This is a genomic window from Hyalangium gracile (assembly GCF_020103725.1).
GTDB classification, from domain to species: Bacteria; Myxococcota; Myxococcia; order Myxococcales; family Myxococcaceae; genus Hyalangium; species Hyalangium gracile.
Genome location: NZ_JAHXBG010000001.1, coordinates 82881 through 99290, shown reverse-complemented (window position 1 = coordinate 99290; position 16410 = coordinate 82881). Strand labels below are relative to the sequence as shown.

Here is a 16410-nt window from a genome sequence, read left to right as displayed (position 1 = left end):
GCCTCACCTCGAGGCTCACCTCAGTGGACGATGCGCTCGGACGAACCACCCGAGCGCGACGCCGCCAGCTTCCCCATGCAGGTGAGGATGTGCTCGCGGTACTCGGCCACGTCCCGCAGGCCGCAGACCATCCACCGGCCGGCGATGACGAGGGTGGGCACGCCGCGCACGCCGCGCCCCGCGGCCAGCCGGTGCTCGTCGAGGATGAGCCGGCGCGTCTCCTCCGAGTTGAACGCCGCGGAGAAGTCGTTCATCGCCAGGCCCACGCGACTGGCCAGCTCGAACACCACATCCGTGCGCGCCACGTTCACGCCCTGCTCGAGCGCCGCGCGCTGCATGGCCCTGGCCAGGTACGTCCGCGCCTGCGGACCCTGGAGCCGCGCGGCCTCCAGCGCCGCCAGTCCCGGGAGGCTCGAGCGCGGAGGATCTCCGCCCAGCCACAGGTCCGGCGTCAGCAGGCGCGCCACGGGTTCGGGTTCCTCCCGCGCGCGCTGCACTTCCTCGGACAGACCACGAAGCTCTCGCTCCGTGGGGCGTGTGTCCTGGATACGCAGCGGGTAGGGGCGGACGCGCCACCGCACGGTGTCGCCAAACTCCTTGCGGAGGACCTCCAGGCGGAGGTCGGCGAGGTAGCACCAGGCGCACAGCACATCCTGGTAGACGGTAATCTGCAGCGGCTTGGGCAGCAGGGCTCTCATTCGGAGGCGCCCAGATTAGAGGGGCGATCCGCCGATGCCAATCCCCTCCTGACATTCGGCGGCTACGCTCATTCCCGAAGGATCCACCAAGTGGAGGGCTCGGATGCCCGCCACCCCTTCAGCACCTCAACTGACCCGGCGCTGGCTCCGCTCGGCCGCCTGTCTGCTCTCGGCGAAGGCCAGCGCGTAGTCAATCATCTCCCCGGCGATGTCCTGACGGGTAGCCGCCTCCAGGCCCTCGAAGCCCGGGCTGGAGTTGATTTCCATCAGCCGGGGCCCCTCGTTGCCCTCCAGCATGTCCACCCCGGCGATGCCCAGGCCGATGATGCGCGCCGCCGTCACCGCCGCCTCGATATATGCGGGCGGCAGCTGGATGGGTTGACCCTCGCCGCCCCGGTGGATGTTGGAGCGGAACTCGCCCTCCTTCTTCGCCTGCCGCCGCATCGCCCCCACCACCCGCTCGCCCACCACGAGCGCGCGCACGTCCTTCCCCTTGCTCTCGGCGACGAACTCCTGGAGGACGATCTCCTGCCCCAGGTCCCAGAAGGTGTCCACGATGGTCTGCACCTCGGACAGCGTGTGGGCAATCATCACCCCGACGCCCTGGGTGCCCCGGATGAGCTTGATGATGAGCGGCAGCCCGCCCACCTCCTCCACCAGCTTGCGCACGTTGCTCCGGTCGTGCGCCATCACCGTGCGTGGAATGTCCAACCCTGCCCGTGACAGGTACTGCAGACACCGCAGCTTGTCCCGGCTGCGCGCGATGGACTGCGCGGCGTTCACCACCGGCACGCCCATCATGTCGAAGTGGGTGACGACGGCCAGCCCGTAGGCGGTGATGGAGGCGCCGATGCGGGGAATCACCACGTCCACGCCGCGAATCTCCACCCCTCGGTACATCATCCGAGGCTGGCCCTTGGCCAGAATCATGCTGCAGCGTAGCGTGTCCAGCACCAGGGGACGGTGCCCGCGCTTCTTGATGGCCTCCACCAGTCGGCGTGTGGAGTACAAGGAGCGCTTGCGCGAGAGGATGACCACGGTCTTCTTGGCGCGGCGCCGCGAGGCGCGGGCCGGAGGCACGGGCTCACTCGCGGGTGCCGCGGGCTGCGCCGGGGCACGCGCTTTCTTCGGCTTCGCCTTGCGGGGGGGCATGGAGAGCGTGCAAGCCTAGCACGAGCAGCCAGCAACCAGGCGGATCTCACGCGTCTGTTTGCTATCTTGCGCCGCCGATGAGTACCAAGGCCCCCCACCCGGATGAGATAGGCACCAACCCAGGACCGGTCGCCGAGTTCGGCGCCGATCCCACCGGCGAGCCCCCCAGCCACACGCTGGTGCTGGGCGGCGTGGCCACCGCCACCACCGTCAAGCTCCACAAGTGCCGGCTCCAGGTCTCCGCCGGGCCGGACGAGGGCCGCGCCGTCGTGACGGACAAGGAGCGCCTGCGCGTGGGCGCCCACCCCCAGAATGACCTGGTGCTGGTGGAGGACCGCGCCGCCAGCCGCCACCACTTCGAGATCCAGTACACCGAGCGCGGCTACCTGCTGGTGGACCTCAACTCCACCAACGGCACCTTCCTGGACGGCCGCCGCATCGAGCGCGCCTACCTCTCGGCCAACTCGCAGATTCGCGCCGGCTCCAGCGTCATCACCTTCTCGCCCATCGACGAGGAGGTGACCATCGAGCCCGACCGCGAGGGCGAGCTGTGCGGCATGGTGGGCCAGAGCGTGAAGATGCGGCAGATCTTCGGGCTCATCAAGCGCATCGCCCCCATGGACGTGTCGGTCATCATCCAGGGCGAGACGGGCACCGGCAAGGAGCTGGTGGCGCGCGCCATCCACGAGCTGTCGCTGCGCAGCCGCGGGCCCATGGTGGTGCTGGACTGTGGCGCCATTCCCCCCAACCTCATCGAGAGCGAGCTGTTCGGCCACGAGAAGGGCGCCTTCACCGGCGCGGTGTCCAGCCGGCCCGGCGCCTTCGAGCGCGCCGCCGGCGGCACCATCTTCCTGGACGAGCTGGGCGAGCTGCGCCTGGACCTGCAGCCCAAGCTGCTGCGCGTGCTGGAGAACCGCGAGGTGCGGCGCGTGGGCGGCAACGACGTCATCGAGGTGGACTGCCGCGTGGTGGCCGCCACCAACAGGGACCTGGTGAAGGAGATCGCCGCGGGCAACTTCCGCGAGGACCTGTACTTCCGCCTCTCCGTCATCCACATCCACCTGCCGCCGCTGCGCCAGCGCCGCGACGACATCCCCAACATCCTCAAGCGCGCGCTGGCCGAGCCCGAGGTGGTGGAGCGCCACGGCCGCAAGCGCTTCTCCCCCGAGGCCCTGGGGCTGCTGATGTCCTACGCGTGGCCGGGCAACGTGCGCGAGCTGGTCAACGTGCTCTCCCACGTTCTCACCTTCTCGGAAGGTGAGGAGATCCTCCCGGCGCACCTGCCCCCGCGCGTGCGCGGCCAGGCCCGCGAGGGGCCGCTGCCCTTCAACGAGCACCTCTCCTTCAAGGACGCCAAGGAGCAGCTGCTGGAGAACTTCGAGCGCGAGTACGTCACCAGCGTGCTCGCTCGGTGTGAGGGCAACCTCTCCCGCGCCGCGCGAGAGAGCGGCCTGCACCGCAAGTCCATCGAGCGGCTGGTGAAGAAGTACCAGCTCGACGCCAAGGGGATGAAGCCGCGCTGAGCCTGGCTGCTCGCCGCTCGCCTCCTGGGCGGGGCAGGGGGCGCGGAGCCCCTGTGGGTTCTTTGACAGAGGGCGCGCCGTAGGGGGATGTCTTCCCAGCAAGGACCCGTGGGTAGCTGGACCTACCTGCCATGTCACATGGATGTGACGGAGAAAAAGACGGGACCCACACTCGCGGTCAAGATGACGGATGGCGGGGACGCCCGGAGATGCCGGATCGTGGGATCAGGCCGATGAATACCTTGAGTCCTACACGTGGAAGCCAGTCGGGGCAGGCCGCGGTGGAGGCGGCGCTGACGCTGCCGCTGGTCGTGTTCCTCATTCTCGGCACGATGCAGATGTTCCTGGCGTTTCACGCGCGGGTGCTGGCGCACTACGCCGTCTTCCAGGCCACGCGCGCCGGCAGCATCTCGCACGGCGACTGCATGCGGATGCAGGACGCGGCGGTGCTGGCGCTGCTGCCCTCGTTCCGCTCCTTCCTGGGGGCCAGCACCGCGGGCTCGAGCCGTCCGGAGAAGCTGGCCAACGCCTTCGGCGAGTACAAGCGCAACGGCCACCGCTTCCTGCCCGCCGCGGACGGGGGCCATGACGGCAGCATCGTGTGGATCATGCGCGAGCTGGGCGGCAACGCGAGGAGCGTCTCCGGCTCCCAGGACCGCGGCTTCGACAGCCCCGGGCACCTCATGCGGCTCGAGACGCGCATGGTCTACTGGTTCCCCATGAAGGTCCCCTTCGCCAACTGGGTGATCAGCCGCATGTTCCTGGCGCGCCTGGGGCTGGAGGAGTACCACGCGGCCAATCCCTTGCTGCTGGCGGAGAAGGACGCCGCCTGGGTGCAGTCGCCGGACGGCTTCAGCCTGCCGGGCGCCATGGCCTCCGAGCTGATGTCCCGGGTGGGGCGCCAGCAGTACACCCTGCCCATCGAGACCACCTTCACCATGCGAATGATGACGCCTGCCAAGGCCAACCGCTTCGCATCGATGAACTGTCCCTGGTGAACCATGCGCACTCTCGTTCCTCAGCGTGGGCAGACCCTGGTGCTGTTCGCCCTCACCCTGCTGCTGGTCTCTCTGATGGTGGTGATGACGCTCTCGTTCTCCGTCAAGGTGCGTGAGCGCATCGAGCTGCAGACGGTGGCGGACGCCACGGCCTTCACCAACGCGGTGGCCACCGCGCGCACCTTCAACAACATCGCCGTGCTCAGCCGCGCGCAGATTGCCCACGGCGTGGCGCAACTGGGCGCCCAGAGCCTCATCAGCTGGACGACGCTCTACCGCTCGTACCTGGCCGGCGCGAAGAAGTCCTTCAAGGACTCCCAGTGGCCCTATGAGCTCAACAGGGACATCGGCTGCCCCTGCGCGTGGACCAACAAGCTGTGCGCGAAGATGTGCAAGTGCGGCAAGAAGGGCGTGAGTGACCTGAAGAAGCTGCAGAGCGCCCTGCAGAAGGAGGACACCCGCGTCGACAAGATCTTCAAGAGCATGGACGCGGCGGCCGGGCGCGAGGTGCTCTACATGCAGATCGCCATGCTCGCCATGTACGCCGAGCAGCAGGAGGTGTTCCTCCGGCTGAAGGACAAGCTGGAGGGACAGGAGCTCGCCGACCCCATCCTGGACAAGGTCTCCGAGGGCGGAAACCGGGCCGAGTGGAGGGCGCCCCCGGCGGGTGGCTCCGTCTCCAAGGACGAGGTGGCTGGTGGCGCGGTGTGCACGGGGGATGGCGCGGTGTGTGATCCGCTGCCCCTCACGGTGGCCAACTCCGTCAACGCCGCCATGGGCAGCCGCGGGTGGACCTTCACCACCAAGCGCAGCTACGACATGCCCCACCTGATCAACATGCTGCGCGTCGTCCGGGCGCCGGACATCGCCATCCCCCACAGCGGCGAGGGCAACGCCTTCTTCACCCAGAACGGCCCCATGGGGCTGCTGCCTCCCTACGCGCCCACGGCCGCCGCGCATGACGAGGGCAGCGTCTTCACGCTCTACATGCACATGGCCAATGGCGGCGGCCTGCCGTGCCCGCCCGTCATGCCCGGCTCCGTGGGCCCCAACCAGATCAAGGTGGACCTGAAGGCGGGCATGATGCCGCAGCACAGGTGGATGGGGGGCCAGGACCAGAGCCCCTTCGTCCACTTCCTCACGCCGTGCACCGGCGGCCCGTCCAGCTGCCCGGGCGTGTGGCCCGCCTTCCTGGACTACAACGTGCTCCAGGTGGCCGACGAGGGCAACAACTTCGGCCAGCCCAAGAACTTCGCCGTCATCCAGCGCGACTCCAGCCAGCGCGGGGCGGACCCCTGGAACCTCGAGTACAGCTTCCAGTTCACCCCCACGAGCCCGGGCACGTTCGACGCCAGCCTGAATGATCCGATGAAGAACGTCGCCACGGGGTTCTCGACGGGCGTGGCCTACTACCACCGGGGCAGCGCCGTGCCCATCAACGTCCCCGTGCTCGGCGGCGACCACTGGAGCGAGCCGCCCAACCTCCTCAACCCCTACTGGCGCGCCACGCTCGTCGCGCCGGACGTGGACGATGATGCCCGGCAGGATGCGGTCCGGGCCCTGAACTCTTCGGGCGCCGGCGAGTACGGCGCTGCCTTCGATGCCCTCATCCAGCAGGGCTATGGGGGTTACTGATGAAGACCTCGTTCCCGGTTCGCCGCGCTCGCGGCCAGGCGATGGTGGAGACGGCCCTCGGCGTCACGGTGCTGGTCAGCATCATCGCCTTCGGCATCTACCTGTCCGAGGTGGGCTTCCTCTCGCTCAAGGTGCAGGAGGCGGCCGTCTCCGCCTTGTGGGATGGCACCGCTGGGGACATGCACATCATCCCCATCTCGTACTCGCAGGCCGGCGACTCGATGGATGACGCGGCCGACAACGCCGAGGCCCGCTACGCGGACTTCAACGGCCTGTCCTCCGTCAACGTCGGCGGCAACATCACCCAGGTCTTCACCCGCGGGCAGAACCTCACCGTCGACTGCGACATGGGCGATGGCCCCGAGTTCCGCAGCTCCTTCCCGCTGCTGACGCTCATCTACCGCGACAACGAGGGCACCACCTGCACGGCCGGCGCGGACATCTCCGCGTTCGGCTTCCCGCGCTCCTTCCTCGACAACGGCTCGGGCGCGCTCTACCAGCAGCGGCACCTGGAGAACTCCGGCGCCAACCTGCGCGTGTGCGCCGCCGGGCGCGCGGTGGGCGGCGTCTGCCAGGGGGGCTACTCCATGCTGGTGGATGACTGGGGGCTGGCCGGCCGCCTGGAGAGCCTGCCCTGCAACATGCTGGGTCAGGACATGGCCAACATCCCCTGTCCCAACCTGCCCTTCTACGCCGCGGTGCGAGGCGCCTATGAGCCCTCGGCCCTGCTCATCCCCATGAGCTCCTACTACATGGCGGAGGCGGTGCTGGCCATGCCGCCCCCCATCAACGAGCAGCAGTTCTGGATGAGCGCCGCCAACGAGGAGACCAACTTCATCCAGTTCCCCCGCATCATGGGCTTGAAGGGCAACGAGATGTGGACCACCTCGCCGGGCTCCCTCATCGGAATCGACACCTTCCCGTACGGCATCTCCTACGTGACTCGCCGGGCCAACGGGAACTGCTTCCTCGGAAAGGACTGCGACTGATGCGACGCACCCGTGTTCTCGTCCACGCCCGGCTGCTGGGAATGCTCGTCCTGGGGCTGGCCGCGCCCGCGGCCCTGGCGGACCAGGGCAAGTGCGAGGCCGACTGTGCCTCCTCCGCCGGCCTGGAGATGCAGAGCTGCCTGGAGCGCTGCCCCGAGGCGAGGGACCCCACCAAGGCCAGCAGCTTCCAGGCCTGCGCCCTGCGCTGCAAGAACAAGTTCGAGCAGAGCATGAGCAACTGCGCCGATCGCTGCCCCACCAAGGAGGGCAAGGACGCGCCGGCCAAGAGGAAGCGGAGCCGCAACTAGCGCGGGCCCGACGAGGAGCGGATGCGGATGCGCGGCTCGAAGTGGGGATGGCTGGCCCTGGTGGCGCTGCTGGGCGCGAGCGAGGCGGCCGCCCAGCGGATGCCCTTCACCTGGGACGTGCCCAAGGTGGTGGGCGTGGTGGACGTGCCCGGGGTGATGATGGCCGACGGCATCCCCGTGAAGATCCGCGCGGTGCGCAGCAAGGAGAAGCCCGAGGTCATCCTCCAGCACATCGTCGACCGCTTCGAGGACTGGGGCTTCTACATCCCTCCCATCGAGACGCAGGCCCAGCCCTTCCGCGAGCCGCAGATCACCGCCTTGGACCTGGAGAGGCTCATCTCCTACACCGCCATCTTCCAGCCGGGCCCGGACGGCACCACCACCGTCTTCCTCGGCGAGGCCAACCTCTCGCAGCCGCCGCAGAAGTCCTCTCCGTTCGCCCCCGTCCACCCGGGCGCCAAGGACGTGCTGCACACCGACACCGAGTCGGCGCGCACGCTCACCTACGCCGTCGCCGCCAAGCCCGAGGAGGTGCAGGCCTTCTACCGCAAGGAGCTCACGAAGCAGGGCTACACCGAGACGGAGCCGAACCTCTACCGCAAGGACTCGGACGAGCTGCAGGTGCTGGTGCGCGCCGCCAAGGCGGGCCAGAGCTCCGTGGTGGTGATGCGCCGCGCCGCGCTCGACATTCCTCCTCCCTAGAGAGCTGCACGCGCCCCGGCACGTACGCTATCCTCGCGCCCCTGGAGGAGCGACCATGGCAACCTTGAAGACACTGTCCGGCTGGACCCTCGCCGCGACCCTGGGGCTGATGATGGTGACCGGCCCCGCCTTCGCGAAGAGCAAGGAGAAGCGGGACCCCTGCAAGCGCTCGTGCGCCGCCTCGAACAACGTGGGCGAGCAGTGCCAGAAGAGCTGTCCCAACCCCGAGGGCAGCACCAGCGGCGCCTTCCTGAAGTGCTCCAAGGCCTGCAACGAGAAGGCCGAGAAGGCCTTCAAGGACTGCGTCTCCACCTGCAACGAGAACAAGCGCTAGGCGGCTGATCCCGCCCCCGTCGCGTCGTTCTGGTCAGTCCTGCTGTAAAAAGTACAGATTCATGGGGGCTTTGGGAGGCCACATGTAGCGAATGGCCGCATGTCCTCCTTCCTTGCGGCCAGTTGGCGGATACACCCTCCAGCCCGGTGCGGCGATGATACCGGGTGCATGGTTTCCCAACGCTCGCGGAGCAAGGAGTCCGGGCAGGCCGCAGTCGAGGCCGCCCTGACGCTCCCCCTCACCGTCTTCCTGGTCCTCGGAACGTTGCAGCTCTTCATGATGCTGCAGGGCCGCATCATGGCCGAGTACGCGGCCTTCCAGGCGGTCCGAGCCGGCTCGCGCAACCACGGCGACTGCGTGCCCATGATGCATGCGGCGCTCGCGGGGCTGCTGCCGAACGTCGTCTCCTATATGGGCGGTGGCGGCGGGCAGCCCGGGCAGAAGCTGGCGCAGGCCTGGAGCCAGCGCATCGGCAGCCCCGACAACCCCGATCCCAAGTACCAGTCGGGCATCGACGGCAACCACACCGGCCCCATCTTCTGGATGGCGCGCGAGCGGCCCCTGACGGGGGATGTGTCGGGGCAGGAGGACGCGGCCTTCGATGATCCGCGGGACCTGTCCGGCGACCCGAACAACGGCGGGCTGCGCCTGGAGGTGCGGCTGGTCTACTGGTACGCGCTGAAGATTCCCTTCGCCGACTGGGTGATCAGCCGGATGATTCTGGCCTACTTCGGCCTGCAGGACTACAACTACGCCAACCCGCTGATGCTGGCGGAGCGCAATGCCGGGTGGACGGCGGCGGGCTCGCCGCCCACGCTCGACTCGCTGATCCGCAACGAGCTCGTCAGCCGGGTGATGAGCGGGGAATACGTCTTCCCCATCCACGCCACCTACGGGATGCGGATGATGACGCCCGCCAAGAGCGTGCACTTCTCCACCCAGAACTGCCCGGGTACTCCCAATGGACTGTGAGGATGTGATGAGGCCCTCCCTGCGCCAGCGAGGCCAGACGCTGGTCATCTTCGCGCTCACGCTGCTGCTGCTCACGCTGATGGTCTGCATGACGCTGTCCATCGGCATGAAGGCGCGCGAGAAGATGGAGCTGCAGACCGTCGCGGACGCGGCGGCCTACTCCCAGGCGGTGGCCACCGCGCGCGCCTTCAACGGCGCCTCCCTGCTCAACCGCGCCTTCATGGGCCACATGGTGGTGATGACGGGCGTGGAGAGCCTCATCTCCTGGAGCGGCTACTACCGCGCCAGCCTCGACGGCGCGCGGCAGGCCTACGACGTGGCGAGGGCGCCGTACGTCGCCCTGCTCCCGTGCTGCCTGCCCAACTCCGGCTGCTCGCAGTTCTGCTCCTGCGCCAGGCAGGCCCTGCAGGACATCAGCGACGCGCAGGATGATCTGCGGACCGAGGACGACAACGTGGAGAACACGTGGCAGGGCCTGGACGCGCGGGCCGGCCACGAGGCGCGGGCCCTGCAGCTCGGGTCCATCTCCCAGGCGCAGCGGGATGCCTACACCGAGCTGGAGCGGATCCTCACGGACGCGTCGCTGGCCCAGCGCATCGCCGACCAGGCCAACCAGGGCGTCATCAGCGACATCACGGCCAGCACGGGCGCCTCGCAGGTCAACACCGACGAAATCAAGGGCGACGAGAGCTGCAACGGCGATGGCGCCTTCTGCACGCGCCGCAACGCGGGCAACAAGAACCACTTCATCTACGCGGCCATGGGCTCGCGCGGCTACGCCTTCGTCACCGGCCGCGAGGGCGGAGCCGACCCCATCAAGAACAAGCTGCAGTCGGTGATCCCCCAGCGGGACATCGTCAACACCCTGGAGGACGAGGGCAGCGGCTACTTCGCCTCCACGAAGAACCACTCGCGCAGGCCCTCGGAGAACGGCGCCGTCTGGGGCGACGACCACGGCTCGCTGACCCTCACGTTCGGCCGGGGGCAGGCGCCCTGCCCGCCGACGTCCATCGGCAACGGCAGCATGGAGGCGCACGTGAAGAGCAACGACCTGCCGAACCCGGAGCAGGACGAGCACGTGTGGACTGGCGGCAGTGACGCCGCCAGCGGCCGCGACCGGGAGCACACGATGGGTAACTGCACCCTGTGCCCGGGTATGTGGCCGCCGCACGCGGACTACAACTACAAGAACGTGGCCACCGCGGAGAACGCCTACGGGCAGCCGAAGAACTACGCCGTCATCCAGCGCGACCTGCAGAGCCGCAACCCGGACCCGTGGAACCTCTTCTTCCGCTTCCGCTTCGCCACCACGAACAACGAGTTCGACAACCGGGGCATCCGCCTGTCGGACGGCACGGACATCTCCAGGGCCACCGCGCTCTCGGCGGGCATCGCCTACTACCACCACCGGGGTGGCAACGGGCTGCAGGCGTGGGTGGAGCCGCCCAACTTCCTCAACCCCTTCTGGCGCGCCACGCTCATCTCCGCGTGGGTGGACCGGGCGGGGCAGGATGACGTCGGCCGGGCGCTCGATGCCTCGGGCGCATCCTTTACTCGGGAAGCTTATGACGCCCTCAGGGGCGTGGGGTACGCGGCATGGTGACGACGCGACAGAGGCGAGGCCAGGGCACGGTGGAGCTGGCCCTCGGGCTGCTCGTCTTCGTGACGATCCTGGTGTTCGGCATCCACTTCGCGGAGATCGGCTTCCTGTCGCTCAAGGTGCAGGAGTCGAGCGCGACGGCCATCTGGGATGCCACCCAGGCGAAGATGCACGTGCTGCCCGACCAGTGGGACCTGCTCAACCCCAGCACGGTGGCCCAGCGCGCCACCAGCCGCTACGCGGACCTGGACGGGCGCTCCTCGAGCTCGGGCGGCGGCATCATCACCTACGTCTTCACCCGGGCCCAGAGCCCCGAGGTGCGCTGCCAGGCGGAGGGGAGCATCACCCACGCGCCGGCGCCCACCACGGATGGCGTCTACCAGGCCACGCTCGGGGGCATGAGGTGCTCGGCCCAGGCCACCATCTCCGCGTGGCAGTTCCCCACGAGCTTCCTGGACAGCGGCGCGGGGAGCTTCTTCCAGGAGAGGCACCTGCAGACGACCTCGATGACCATCTGCGGCGTCAACCGCGGCGGCGGCTGCCAGGCGGGCTTCGGCATCCTGCTGGATGACTTCGGCCTGGCCACTCCCGAGGAGTCGCGGAACTGCCAGGTGCTCGATGACTCGGGCTGCGACAACCAGGCCTACTACCAGTCGGCGATCCGCGTCTTCCAGCGGCACCCCTGGGGCAACGCGGGGGCCGCCGAGCGGCTGGCCCGGGCCACCATCGGCCAGGTGCCCATCCAGTCGGGGAAGTTCTGGATGAGCTTCAACGTGAACGGCAACAGCTACACGGACGACGAGAACGGCGGAGACCAGGATCCCGGCACCTGGGTCACCACGCCGGGCACGGACAGCCCCACGCAGGCGTATGTCGACTCCGTGGGTGAGCGGAAGCCATGCTGGATGGGTTTCGAGTGCGACCACAAGTACTACCAGTGAGAGCCGCGGGCCTGTGCCTGCTGCTGGTGGCGCTGCTGGGGGCCGGTGAGGCCTCCGCGCAGCGGCTGCCCTTCACCTGGGACGTGCCCAAGGTGCTGGAGCAGGTGGAGGTGCCCGGCGTGCTGAGGGCCGACGGCATCCCGGTGAAGCTGCGTTCGGTGCGCAGCGCGGAGCGCCCCGAGGTCATCCTCCAGCACATGGTGGATCGCTTCGAGCGGTGGGGCTTCTACATCCCGCCCGACCATCACCGCACCCAGCTCACGCGCGAGCCGCAGCTGACGGCGCTGGATACGGAGCGGTTCATCTCCTACACCTTCGTGCTGCAGCCCAACCCGGACGGCACCACCACGGTGGTGCTCGGGGAGGCCAACCTCTCGCAGCCTCGCAAGCAGACCTCGCCCATCGCGCCGGTGTTCCCCGGGGCGAAGGACGTGGTGAACAGCGACCTGGAGCTGGCGCGCACGCTGACGTACGTCATCGCCGCGAAGCAGGACAAGGTGGAGGCCTTCTACCGCGAGGAGCTCACCAAGGCGGGCTACACGGAGCAGGAGCCGCACGTGTACCGCAACGGGAACGACGAGATGCAGGTGAGGGTGCGAGACGCCAGGCCTGGAATGGTCTCGGTCGTGGTGCTGCGCCGGACAGTCCCCTCGAGCGAGGCTCCGGACGCGCGTTGATGGGGCTCGGGGGGGCGTGCTACGGCCGCCCTCATGAGCGACACGGGCGCGCCGACGAAGGACTACAAGGACACCCTGAACCTCCCGCGGACCGGCTTCCCCATCCAGGGCAACCTGGGGAAGCTCGAGCCGCGGATGCTGGCGTGGTGGGCCGAGCAGGGCATCTGGGCCCGGCTGCTGGAGAAGAACGCGGGCGGTGAGCCCTTCGTGCTGCCGGACGGCCCGCCGTACGCCAACGGCCACCTGCACGCGGGCCACGCGCTCAACAAGGTGCTCAAGGACATCGTGGTGAAGTACCGCGGCCTGAGCGGGCGGCGGTGCGACTTCATCCCCGGCTGGGACACGCACGGGCTGCCCATCGAGCAGGCGGTGGAGAAGCGGCTGAAGGAGCAGAAGACGGACAAGCGCACCCTGTCGAGGGACGCGTTCCTGGAGCGGTGCCGCGAGTACGCGCTGGAGTTCGTGGACATCCAGAAGGCGGAGTTCCAGCGGCTGGGGGTGTTCGGCAGCTGGGAGGCGCCATACCGGACGCTGGACTTCGCGTACGAGGCGCAGGAGCTGCGCGAGCTGGCCACGTTCGCGCGGCGGGGGATGCTCTACCGGCGCAAGAAGCCGGTGTACTGGTGCGTGTACGACGGCACGGCGCTGGCCGAGGCGGAGGTGGAGTACGAGCCACACGAGAGCCCCTCGGTGTACGTGGCCTTCCGCGCGGGGCCGGAGCTGGCCGAGCGCTTCCCTTCGCTGAAGGGGCGCGCGGTGGACTTCGTCATCTGGACCACGACGCCGTGGACGCTGCCGGCCAACCTGGCCATCGCGGTGAACGCGGGCTTCGAGTACGTCTTCTACGACGCGGGCGAGCGCGTGCTCTGCGTGGCCAAGGACCTGCTGGCCAAGGTGCTGGCGGAGGTGAAGGCGGACGAGCTGGTGATGAAGAACGCCCGGCTGCCGGGTGGGGACGTGGAGACGGTGGGGTTCGACGACTTGCGCAAGGTGGTGGCCTACGCGAGCGGCGAGGACCTGGAGCACCTCACCTATCGGCACCCGTTCCTGGAGCGGACGGGGAAGGTGGTGCTGGGCGAGCACGTGACGCTGGAGGCGGGCACGGGGCTGGTGCACACGGCGCCGGGGCACGGCCAGGAGGACTACGAGGTCGGTCTGAAGTACGGGCTGGACATCTACAACCCGGTGCGCGCGGACGGGCGCTACGACGAGACGGCGGGCGAGGGGCTCCAGGGGCTGCGGGTGTTCGACGCCAACCCGCTCATCATCGACAGGCTGGCGGAGCGGGGCGCGCTGCTGAACGCGAAGACGGACACGGTGGAGCACAGCTATCCGCACTGCTGGCGGTGCCGCAACCCCATCATCCTCTCGGCGACGTCGCAGTGGTTCATCGCGCTGGACGCGCCGCTGCCGGGCGGGAAGACGTTCCGTCAGCAGGTGCTGGAGGAGGTGGACAAGGTGCAGTGGGTGCCCGAGTGGGGGCACAGCCGCATCCGAGGCATGCTGGAGGGGCGGCCGGACTGGTGCATCAGCCGGCAGCGGACCTGGGGTGTGCCCATCCCCATCGCCTACTGCGAGGGCTGCGGCGAGGCGGTCATCTCCCCGGAGCTGATGGAGCGCGTGGCGGCGGCGGTGGAGAAGGAGGGCGCGGGCGTGTGGTACCGCACGCCGGTGAAGGAGTTCCTGGGCGCGCAGGCGCGGTGTGGCTCGTGCGGCGGGAGCGAGTTCCGGCGCGAGACGGACATCCTGGACGTGTGGTTCGACTCGGCGTGCATGTTCTCGGCGGTGCTGGAGCGGCGCCAGCGCATCCCGGCGGACCTGTTCCTGGAGGGGAGTGATCAGCACCGGGGCTGGTTCCACTCGTCGATGCTGGTGTCGGTGGGTACGAGGGATGTGTCGCCCTACCGGGCCTGTCTCACGCACGGCTTCGTGGTGGACGGGCAGGGCGAGAAGATGTCCAAGAGCAAGGGCAACGTCATCGGCCCGGACAAGATCATCCAGAAGTACGGGGCGGAGGTGCTGCGGCTGTGGGTGGCCGCCAGTGACTACCGGAACGATGTCCGCCTGTCGGACCAGATCCTCCAGGGGCTGAGCCAGGGGTACGCGAAGATTCGCAACACGCTGCGCTACGCGCTGGGCAACCTCTTCGACTTCGAGCCGGCGAGGGACGCGGTGCCCGCGTCGGAGCTGCTGCCGCTGGACGCGTGGGCGCGGGGACGGCTGGCGGAGGTGGTGGCGCGGGTGCGCCGGGCCTACGAGGCCTACGAGTTCCACCTGGTGTACGCGACGGTGGTGGACTTCTGCGCGGCGGACCTGTCGGCGGTGTACTTCGACATCCTGAAGGACCGGCTGTACACGACGAAGGCGGCGGGGCGGGCCCGGCGCAGCGCGCAGACGGTGATGCACGAGGTGGCCTCCTCGCTCCTGCGGCTGCTGGCGCCGGTGATGAGCTTCACGGCGGAGGAGGCGTGGCAGCAGCTCCCGGGGCGGCCGACGGAGAGCGTCTTCCTGGCGGGCCTGCCCGAGCCCGTGGGAGCGATGGAGCCGGCGCTGGCGGAGCGCTACGCGAAGCTGTTCGCGGTGCGGAGCGCGGTGCAGGGCGTGCTGGAGGAGGCGCGACGGGAGAGGCGCATCGGCGCCTCGCTGGAGGCGCGGGTGGTGCTGACGGCGAGCGGCAAGGCGCGGGAGTTCCTCGAGGCGAACCTGGGAGAGCTGCCGACGCTGTGGATCGTCAGCCAGGTGGAGCTCGCGGAGCAGCCGGGGCCCCAGGCGCGGACGCTCTCGGTGGCGCAGGCCCTGGGGGAGGGCGCGGCGGTGACGGCCGAGGTGCTGTCCGCGAAGGGCGCGAAGTGCCCGCGCTGCTGGGTCTACTCGGAGGCGGTGGGGCAGGGCGGCGAGGTGTGCCCCAAGTGCCGGGAGGCCTTGGGCTGAGGCATCAGGCCTCGTGCTCCAGCTCGCGCAGCTTGTCCACCAGGGCCTGCATGCGCTGGTGGTGCGTGCCGGGCCAGTAGACGCGCCGGCACTCCGGGCACTGCTGGAAGCGCGAGTGCGTGGCGGCCACGCCCTCGGGGATGCGGTCCAGCACCTCGCCCTTCTCGGCCACCGCGAGCGAGGCGTTACACGCCAGGCAGCGGGTGAAGGGGCGCATCCTCGAGGTGAGCTGGTAGCGGCGCACCACCTCCACCAGCTGGTGCGCGGGGTCCGTGTTGCGCGGGTAGTAGCCGTGCCGCACCTCGGCGCGCTTGAGCAGCCCGAGATCCCGGGTGAGCACGACGCGCTCCTCGTCCCCGGACAGGCGCGCCAGCACGTCGTCCGCGAAGTCGTTGCGCCACAGCGTGTCGAAGCCCAGCATGCGCAGGAAGCCGGACAGTCGCCCCAGGCCGACATCCAGCGCGAAGCGGGGCTCGGCCGGCAGGGGCAGCCCCACGCGGGTGACGGGCGTCACGTCGAGCGAGTGGAAGGCGGGATAGGCCGCCACGCGGGAGCCGTCCTCCACCCGGTGTGAGAAGCCCACCGCCGCGCCGTCCACGAGGATGACGTCCACCTCGGGGTGGGGCGGGCCGAGCGACTCCAGCAGGTCCTTCACCGAGGGCGTTCCGGCGAACGTGTGGACGAACTCGGCGCCGCGCCGCTCGGGCGGGAGGAAGTCGTTGAGTGCGCCGTAGAGGCGCACATGTACCTGCTTCGACGTCATTGCTGCCGGGCTCCCGCAGACCCCGGAGGTCTCACGATGTGCACGCTACGTCTCCGCCCCGGGAGGTTGTCCACCTTTCACGGTGTCACATGCGCGGTGCGGCGCGGATTCACGCCCTGTCGGAGAAAGCAGGCAGCCTCGACGTTTTTTTTCAAAGGGAGTGCACTGCCTCGCTGCAAGTGCTCGT

General features: G+C 69.1%; 15 protein-coding genes. 12 read left to right on the top strand and 3 right to left on the bottom strand.

The window, feature by feature from the left end:
• Window positions 1–20 precede the first annotated feature (20 nt).
• Window positions 21–698: a DsbA family oxidoreductase gene (locus KY572_RS00445; protein WP_224240136.1), complete on the bottom strand. Its 678-nt coding sequence runs from the start codon at window positions 696–698 to the stop codon at window positions 21–23.
• 126 nt (window positions 699–824) lie between these two features.
• Window positions 825–1850 (bottom strand): ATP-grasp domain-containing protein, encoded by a 1026-nt coding sequence (locus KY572_RS00440; RefSeq protein WP_224240135.1) that lies wholly within the window; start codon window positions 1848–1850, stop codon window positions 825–827.
• A gap of 77 nt (window positions 1851–1927) precedes the next feature.
• Here KY572_RS00440 and KY572_RS00435 point away from each other — a divergent pair, with 77 nt between their 5' ends.
• The 12 genes from KY572_RS00435 to ileS all read left to right on the top strand — a co-directional run bounded on the left by KY572_RS00435 (window position 1928) and on the right by ileS (window position 15460).
• Window positions 1928–3373, top strand: coding sequence for a sigma 54-interacting transcriptional regulator (locus KY572_RS00435; RefSeq protein ID WP_224240134.1), 1446 nt, complete (start codon window positions 1928–1930; stop codon window positions 3371–3373).
• A 233-nt stretch (window positions 3374–3606) separates the two neighbouring features.
• Window positions 3607–4371 (top strand): TadE family protein, encoded by a 765-nt coding sequence (locus KY572_RS00430; protein WP_224240133.1) that lies wholly within the window; start codon window positions 3607–3609, stop codon window positions 4369–4371.
• 3 nt (window positions 4372–4374) lie between these two features.
• A complete protein-coding gene (locus tag KY572_RS00425) occupies window positions 4375–6006 on the top strand; it encodes a pilus assembly protein (RefSeq protein WP_224240132.1) in 1632 nt (543 codons plus the stop codon).
• The gene (locus tag KY572_RS00420; protein WP_224240131.1) at window positions 6006–6995 is read left to right on the top strand and encodes a TadE/TadG family type IV pilus assembly protein; all 990 of its coding nucleotides are present in this window, start codon (window positions 6006–6008) and stop codon (window positions 6993–6995) included. Before KY572_RS00425 ends, KY572_RS00420 begins: the two co-directional genes overlap by 1 nt.
• On the top strand, window positions 6995–7303 hold the full coding sequence (locus tag KY572_RS00415) for a hypothetical protein (protein ID WP_224240130.1): 309 nt from the start codon (window positions 6995–6997) through the stop codon (window positions 7301–7303). The genes KY572_RS00420 and KY572_RS00415 overlap by 1 nt, the downstream gene beginning before the upstream one ends.
• 27 nt (window positions 7304–7330) lie before the next feature.
• On the top strand, window positions 7331–8005 hold the full coding sequence (locus tag KY572_RS00410; protein WP_224240129.1) for a hypothetical protein: 675 nt from the start codon (window positions 7331–7333) through the stop codon (window positions 8003–8005).
• Between the two features lie 55 nt (window positions 8006–8060).
• Complete coding sequence (locus tag KY572_RS00405) at window positions 8061–8339, top strand: hypothetical protein (protein WP_224240128.1); 279 nt, start codon at window positions 8061–8063, stop codon at window positions 8337–8339.
• Between the two features lie 168 nt (window positions 8340–8507).
• Window positions 8508–9311 (top strand): TadE/TadG family type IV pilus assembly protein, encoded by an 804-nt coding sequence (locus KY572_RS00400; protein ID WP_224240127.1) that lies wholly within the window; start codon window positions 8508–8510, stop codon window positions 9309–9311.
• 7 nt (window positions 9312–9318) lie between these two features.
• Window positions 9319–10914: a pilus assembly protein TadG-related protein gene (locus KY572_RS00395; RefSeq protein WP_224240126.1), complete on the top strand. Its 1596-nt coding sequence runs from the start codon at window positions 9319–9321 to the stop codon at window positions 10912–10914.
• Window positions 10908–11852, top strand: coding sequence for a hypothetical protein (locus tag KY572_RS00390; RefSeq protein WP_224240125.1), 945 nt, complete (start codon window positions 10908–10910; stop codon window positions 11850–11852). The genes KY572_RS00395 and KY572_RS00390 overlap by 7 nt, the downstream gene beginning before the upstream one ends.
• On the top strand, window positions 11849–12529 hold the full coding sequence (locus KY572_RS00385; protein ID WP_224240124.1) for a hypothetical protein: 681 nt from the start codon (window positions 11849–11851) through the stop codon (window positions 12527–12529). Before KY572_RS00390 ends, KY572_RS00385 begins: the two co-directional genes overlap by 4 nt.
• A gap of 33 nt (window positions 12530–12562) precedes the next feature.
• A complete protein-coding gene (ileS, locus tag KY572_RS00380; RefSeq protein ID WP_224240123.1) occupies window positions 12563–15460 on the top strand; it encodes an isoleucine--tRNA ligase in 2898 nt (965 codons plus the stop codon).
• A gap of 4 nt (window positions 15461–15464) precedes the next feature.
• On the opposite strand, the gene KY572_RS00375 is transcribed toward ileS, so the two are convergent.
• Window positions 15465–16223 (bottom strand): Mut7-C ubiquitin/RNAse domain-containing protein, encoded by a 759-nt coding sequence (locus tag KY572_RS00375; protein ID WP_224240122.1) that lies wholly within the window; start codon window positions 16221–16223, stop codon window positions 15465–15467.
• Between the last annotated feature and the right edge of the window lie 187 nt (window positions 16224–16410).

What these genes read in the sequence shown, in the direction of transcription:
- KY572_RS00445 (WP_224240136.1), bottom strand. Translation starts at nt 698, where the DNA reads ATGAGAGCCCTGCTGCCCAAGCCGCTGCAGATTACCGTCTACCAGGAT.
- KY572_RS00430 (WP_224240133.1), top strand. Translation starts at nt 3,607, where the DNA reads ATGAATACCTTGAGTCCTACACGTGGAAGCCAGTCGGGGCAGGCCGCG.
- KY572_RS00410 (WP_224240129.1), top strand. Translation starts at nt 7,331, where the DNA reads ATGCGCGGCTCGAAGTGGGGATGGCTGGCCCTGGTGGCGCTGCTGGGC.
- KY572_RS00395 (WP_224240126.1), top strand. Translation starts at nt 9,319, where the DNA reads ATGAGGCCCTCCCTGCGCCAGCGAGGCCAGACGCTGGTCATCTTCGCG.
- KY572_RS00440 (WP_224240135.1), bottom strand. Translation starts at nt 1,850, where the DNA reads ATGCCCCCCCGCAAGGCGAAGCCGAAGAAAGCGCGTGCCCCGGCGCAG.
- KY572_RS00425 (WP_224240132.1), top strand. Translation starts at nt 4,375, where the DNA reads ATGCGCACTCTCGTTCCTCAGCGTGGGCAGACCCTGGTGCTGTTCGCC.
- KY572_RS00435 (WP_224240134.1), top strand. Translation starts at nt 1,928, where the DNA reads ATGAGTACCAAGGCCCCCCACCCGGATGAGATAGGCACCAACCCAGGA.
- KY572_RS00405 (WP_224240128.1), top strand. Translation starts at nt 8,061, where the DNA reads ATGGCAACCTTGAAGACACTGTCCGGCTGGACCCTCGCCGCGACCCTG.
- KY572_RS00390 (WP_224240125.1), top strand. Translation starts at nt 10,908, where the DNA reads ATGGTGACGACGCGACAGAGGCGAGGCCAGGGCACGGTGGAGCTGGCC.
- ileS (WP_224240123.1), top strand. Translation starts at nt 12,563, where the DNA reads ATGAGCGACACGGGCGCGCCGACGAAGGACTACAAGGACACCCTGAAC.
- KY572_RS00420 (WP_224240131.1), top strand. Translation starts at nt 6,006, where the DNA reads ATGAAGACCTCGTTCCCGGTTCGCCGCGCTCGCGGCCAGGCGATGGTG.
- KY572_RS00375 (WP_224240122.1), bottom strand. Translation starts at nt 16,223, where the DNA reads ATGACGTCGAAGCAGGTACATGTGCGCCTCTACGGCGCACTCAACGAC.
- KY572_RS00400 (WP_224240127.1), top strand. Translation starts at nt 8,508, where the DNA reads ATGGTTTCCCAACGCTCGCGGAGCAAGGAGTCCGGGCAGGCCGCAGTC.
- KY572_RS00415 (WP_224240130.1), top strand. Translation starts at nt 6,995, where the DNA reads ATGCGACGCACCCGTGTTCTCGTCCACGCCCGGCTGCTGGGAATGCTC.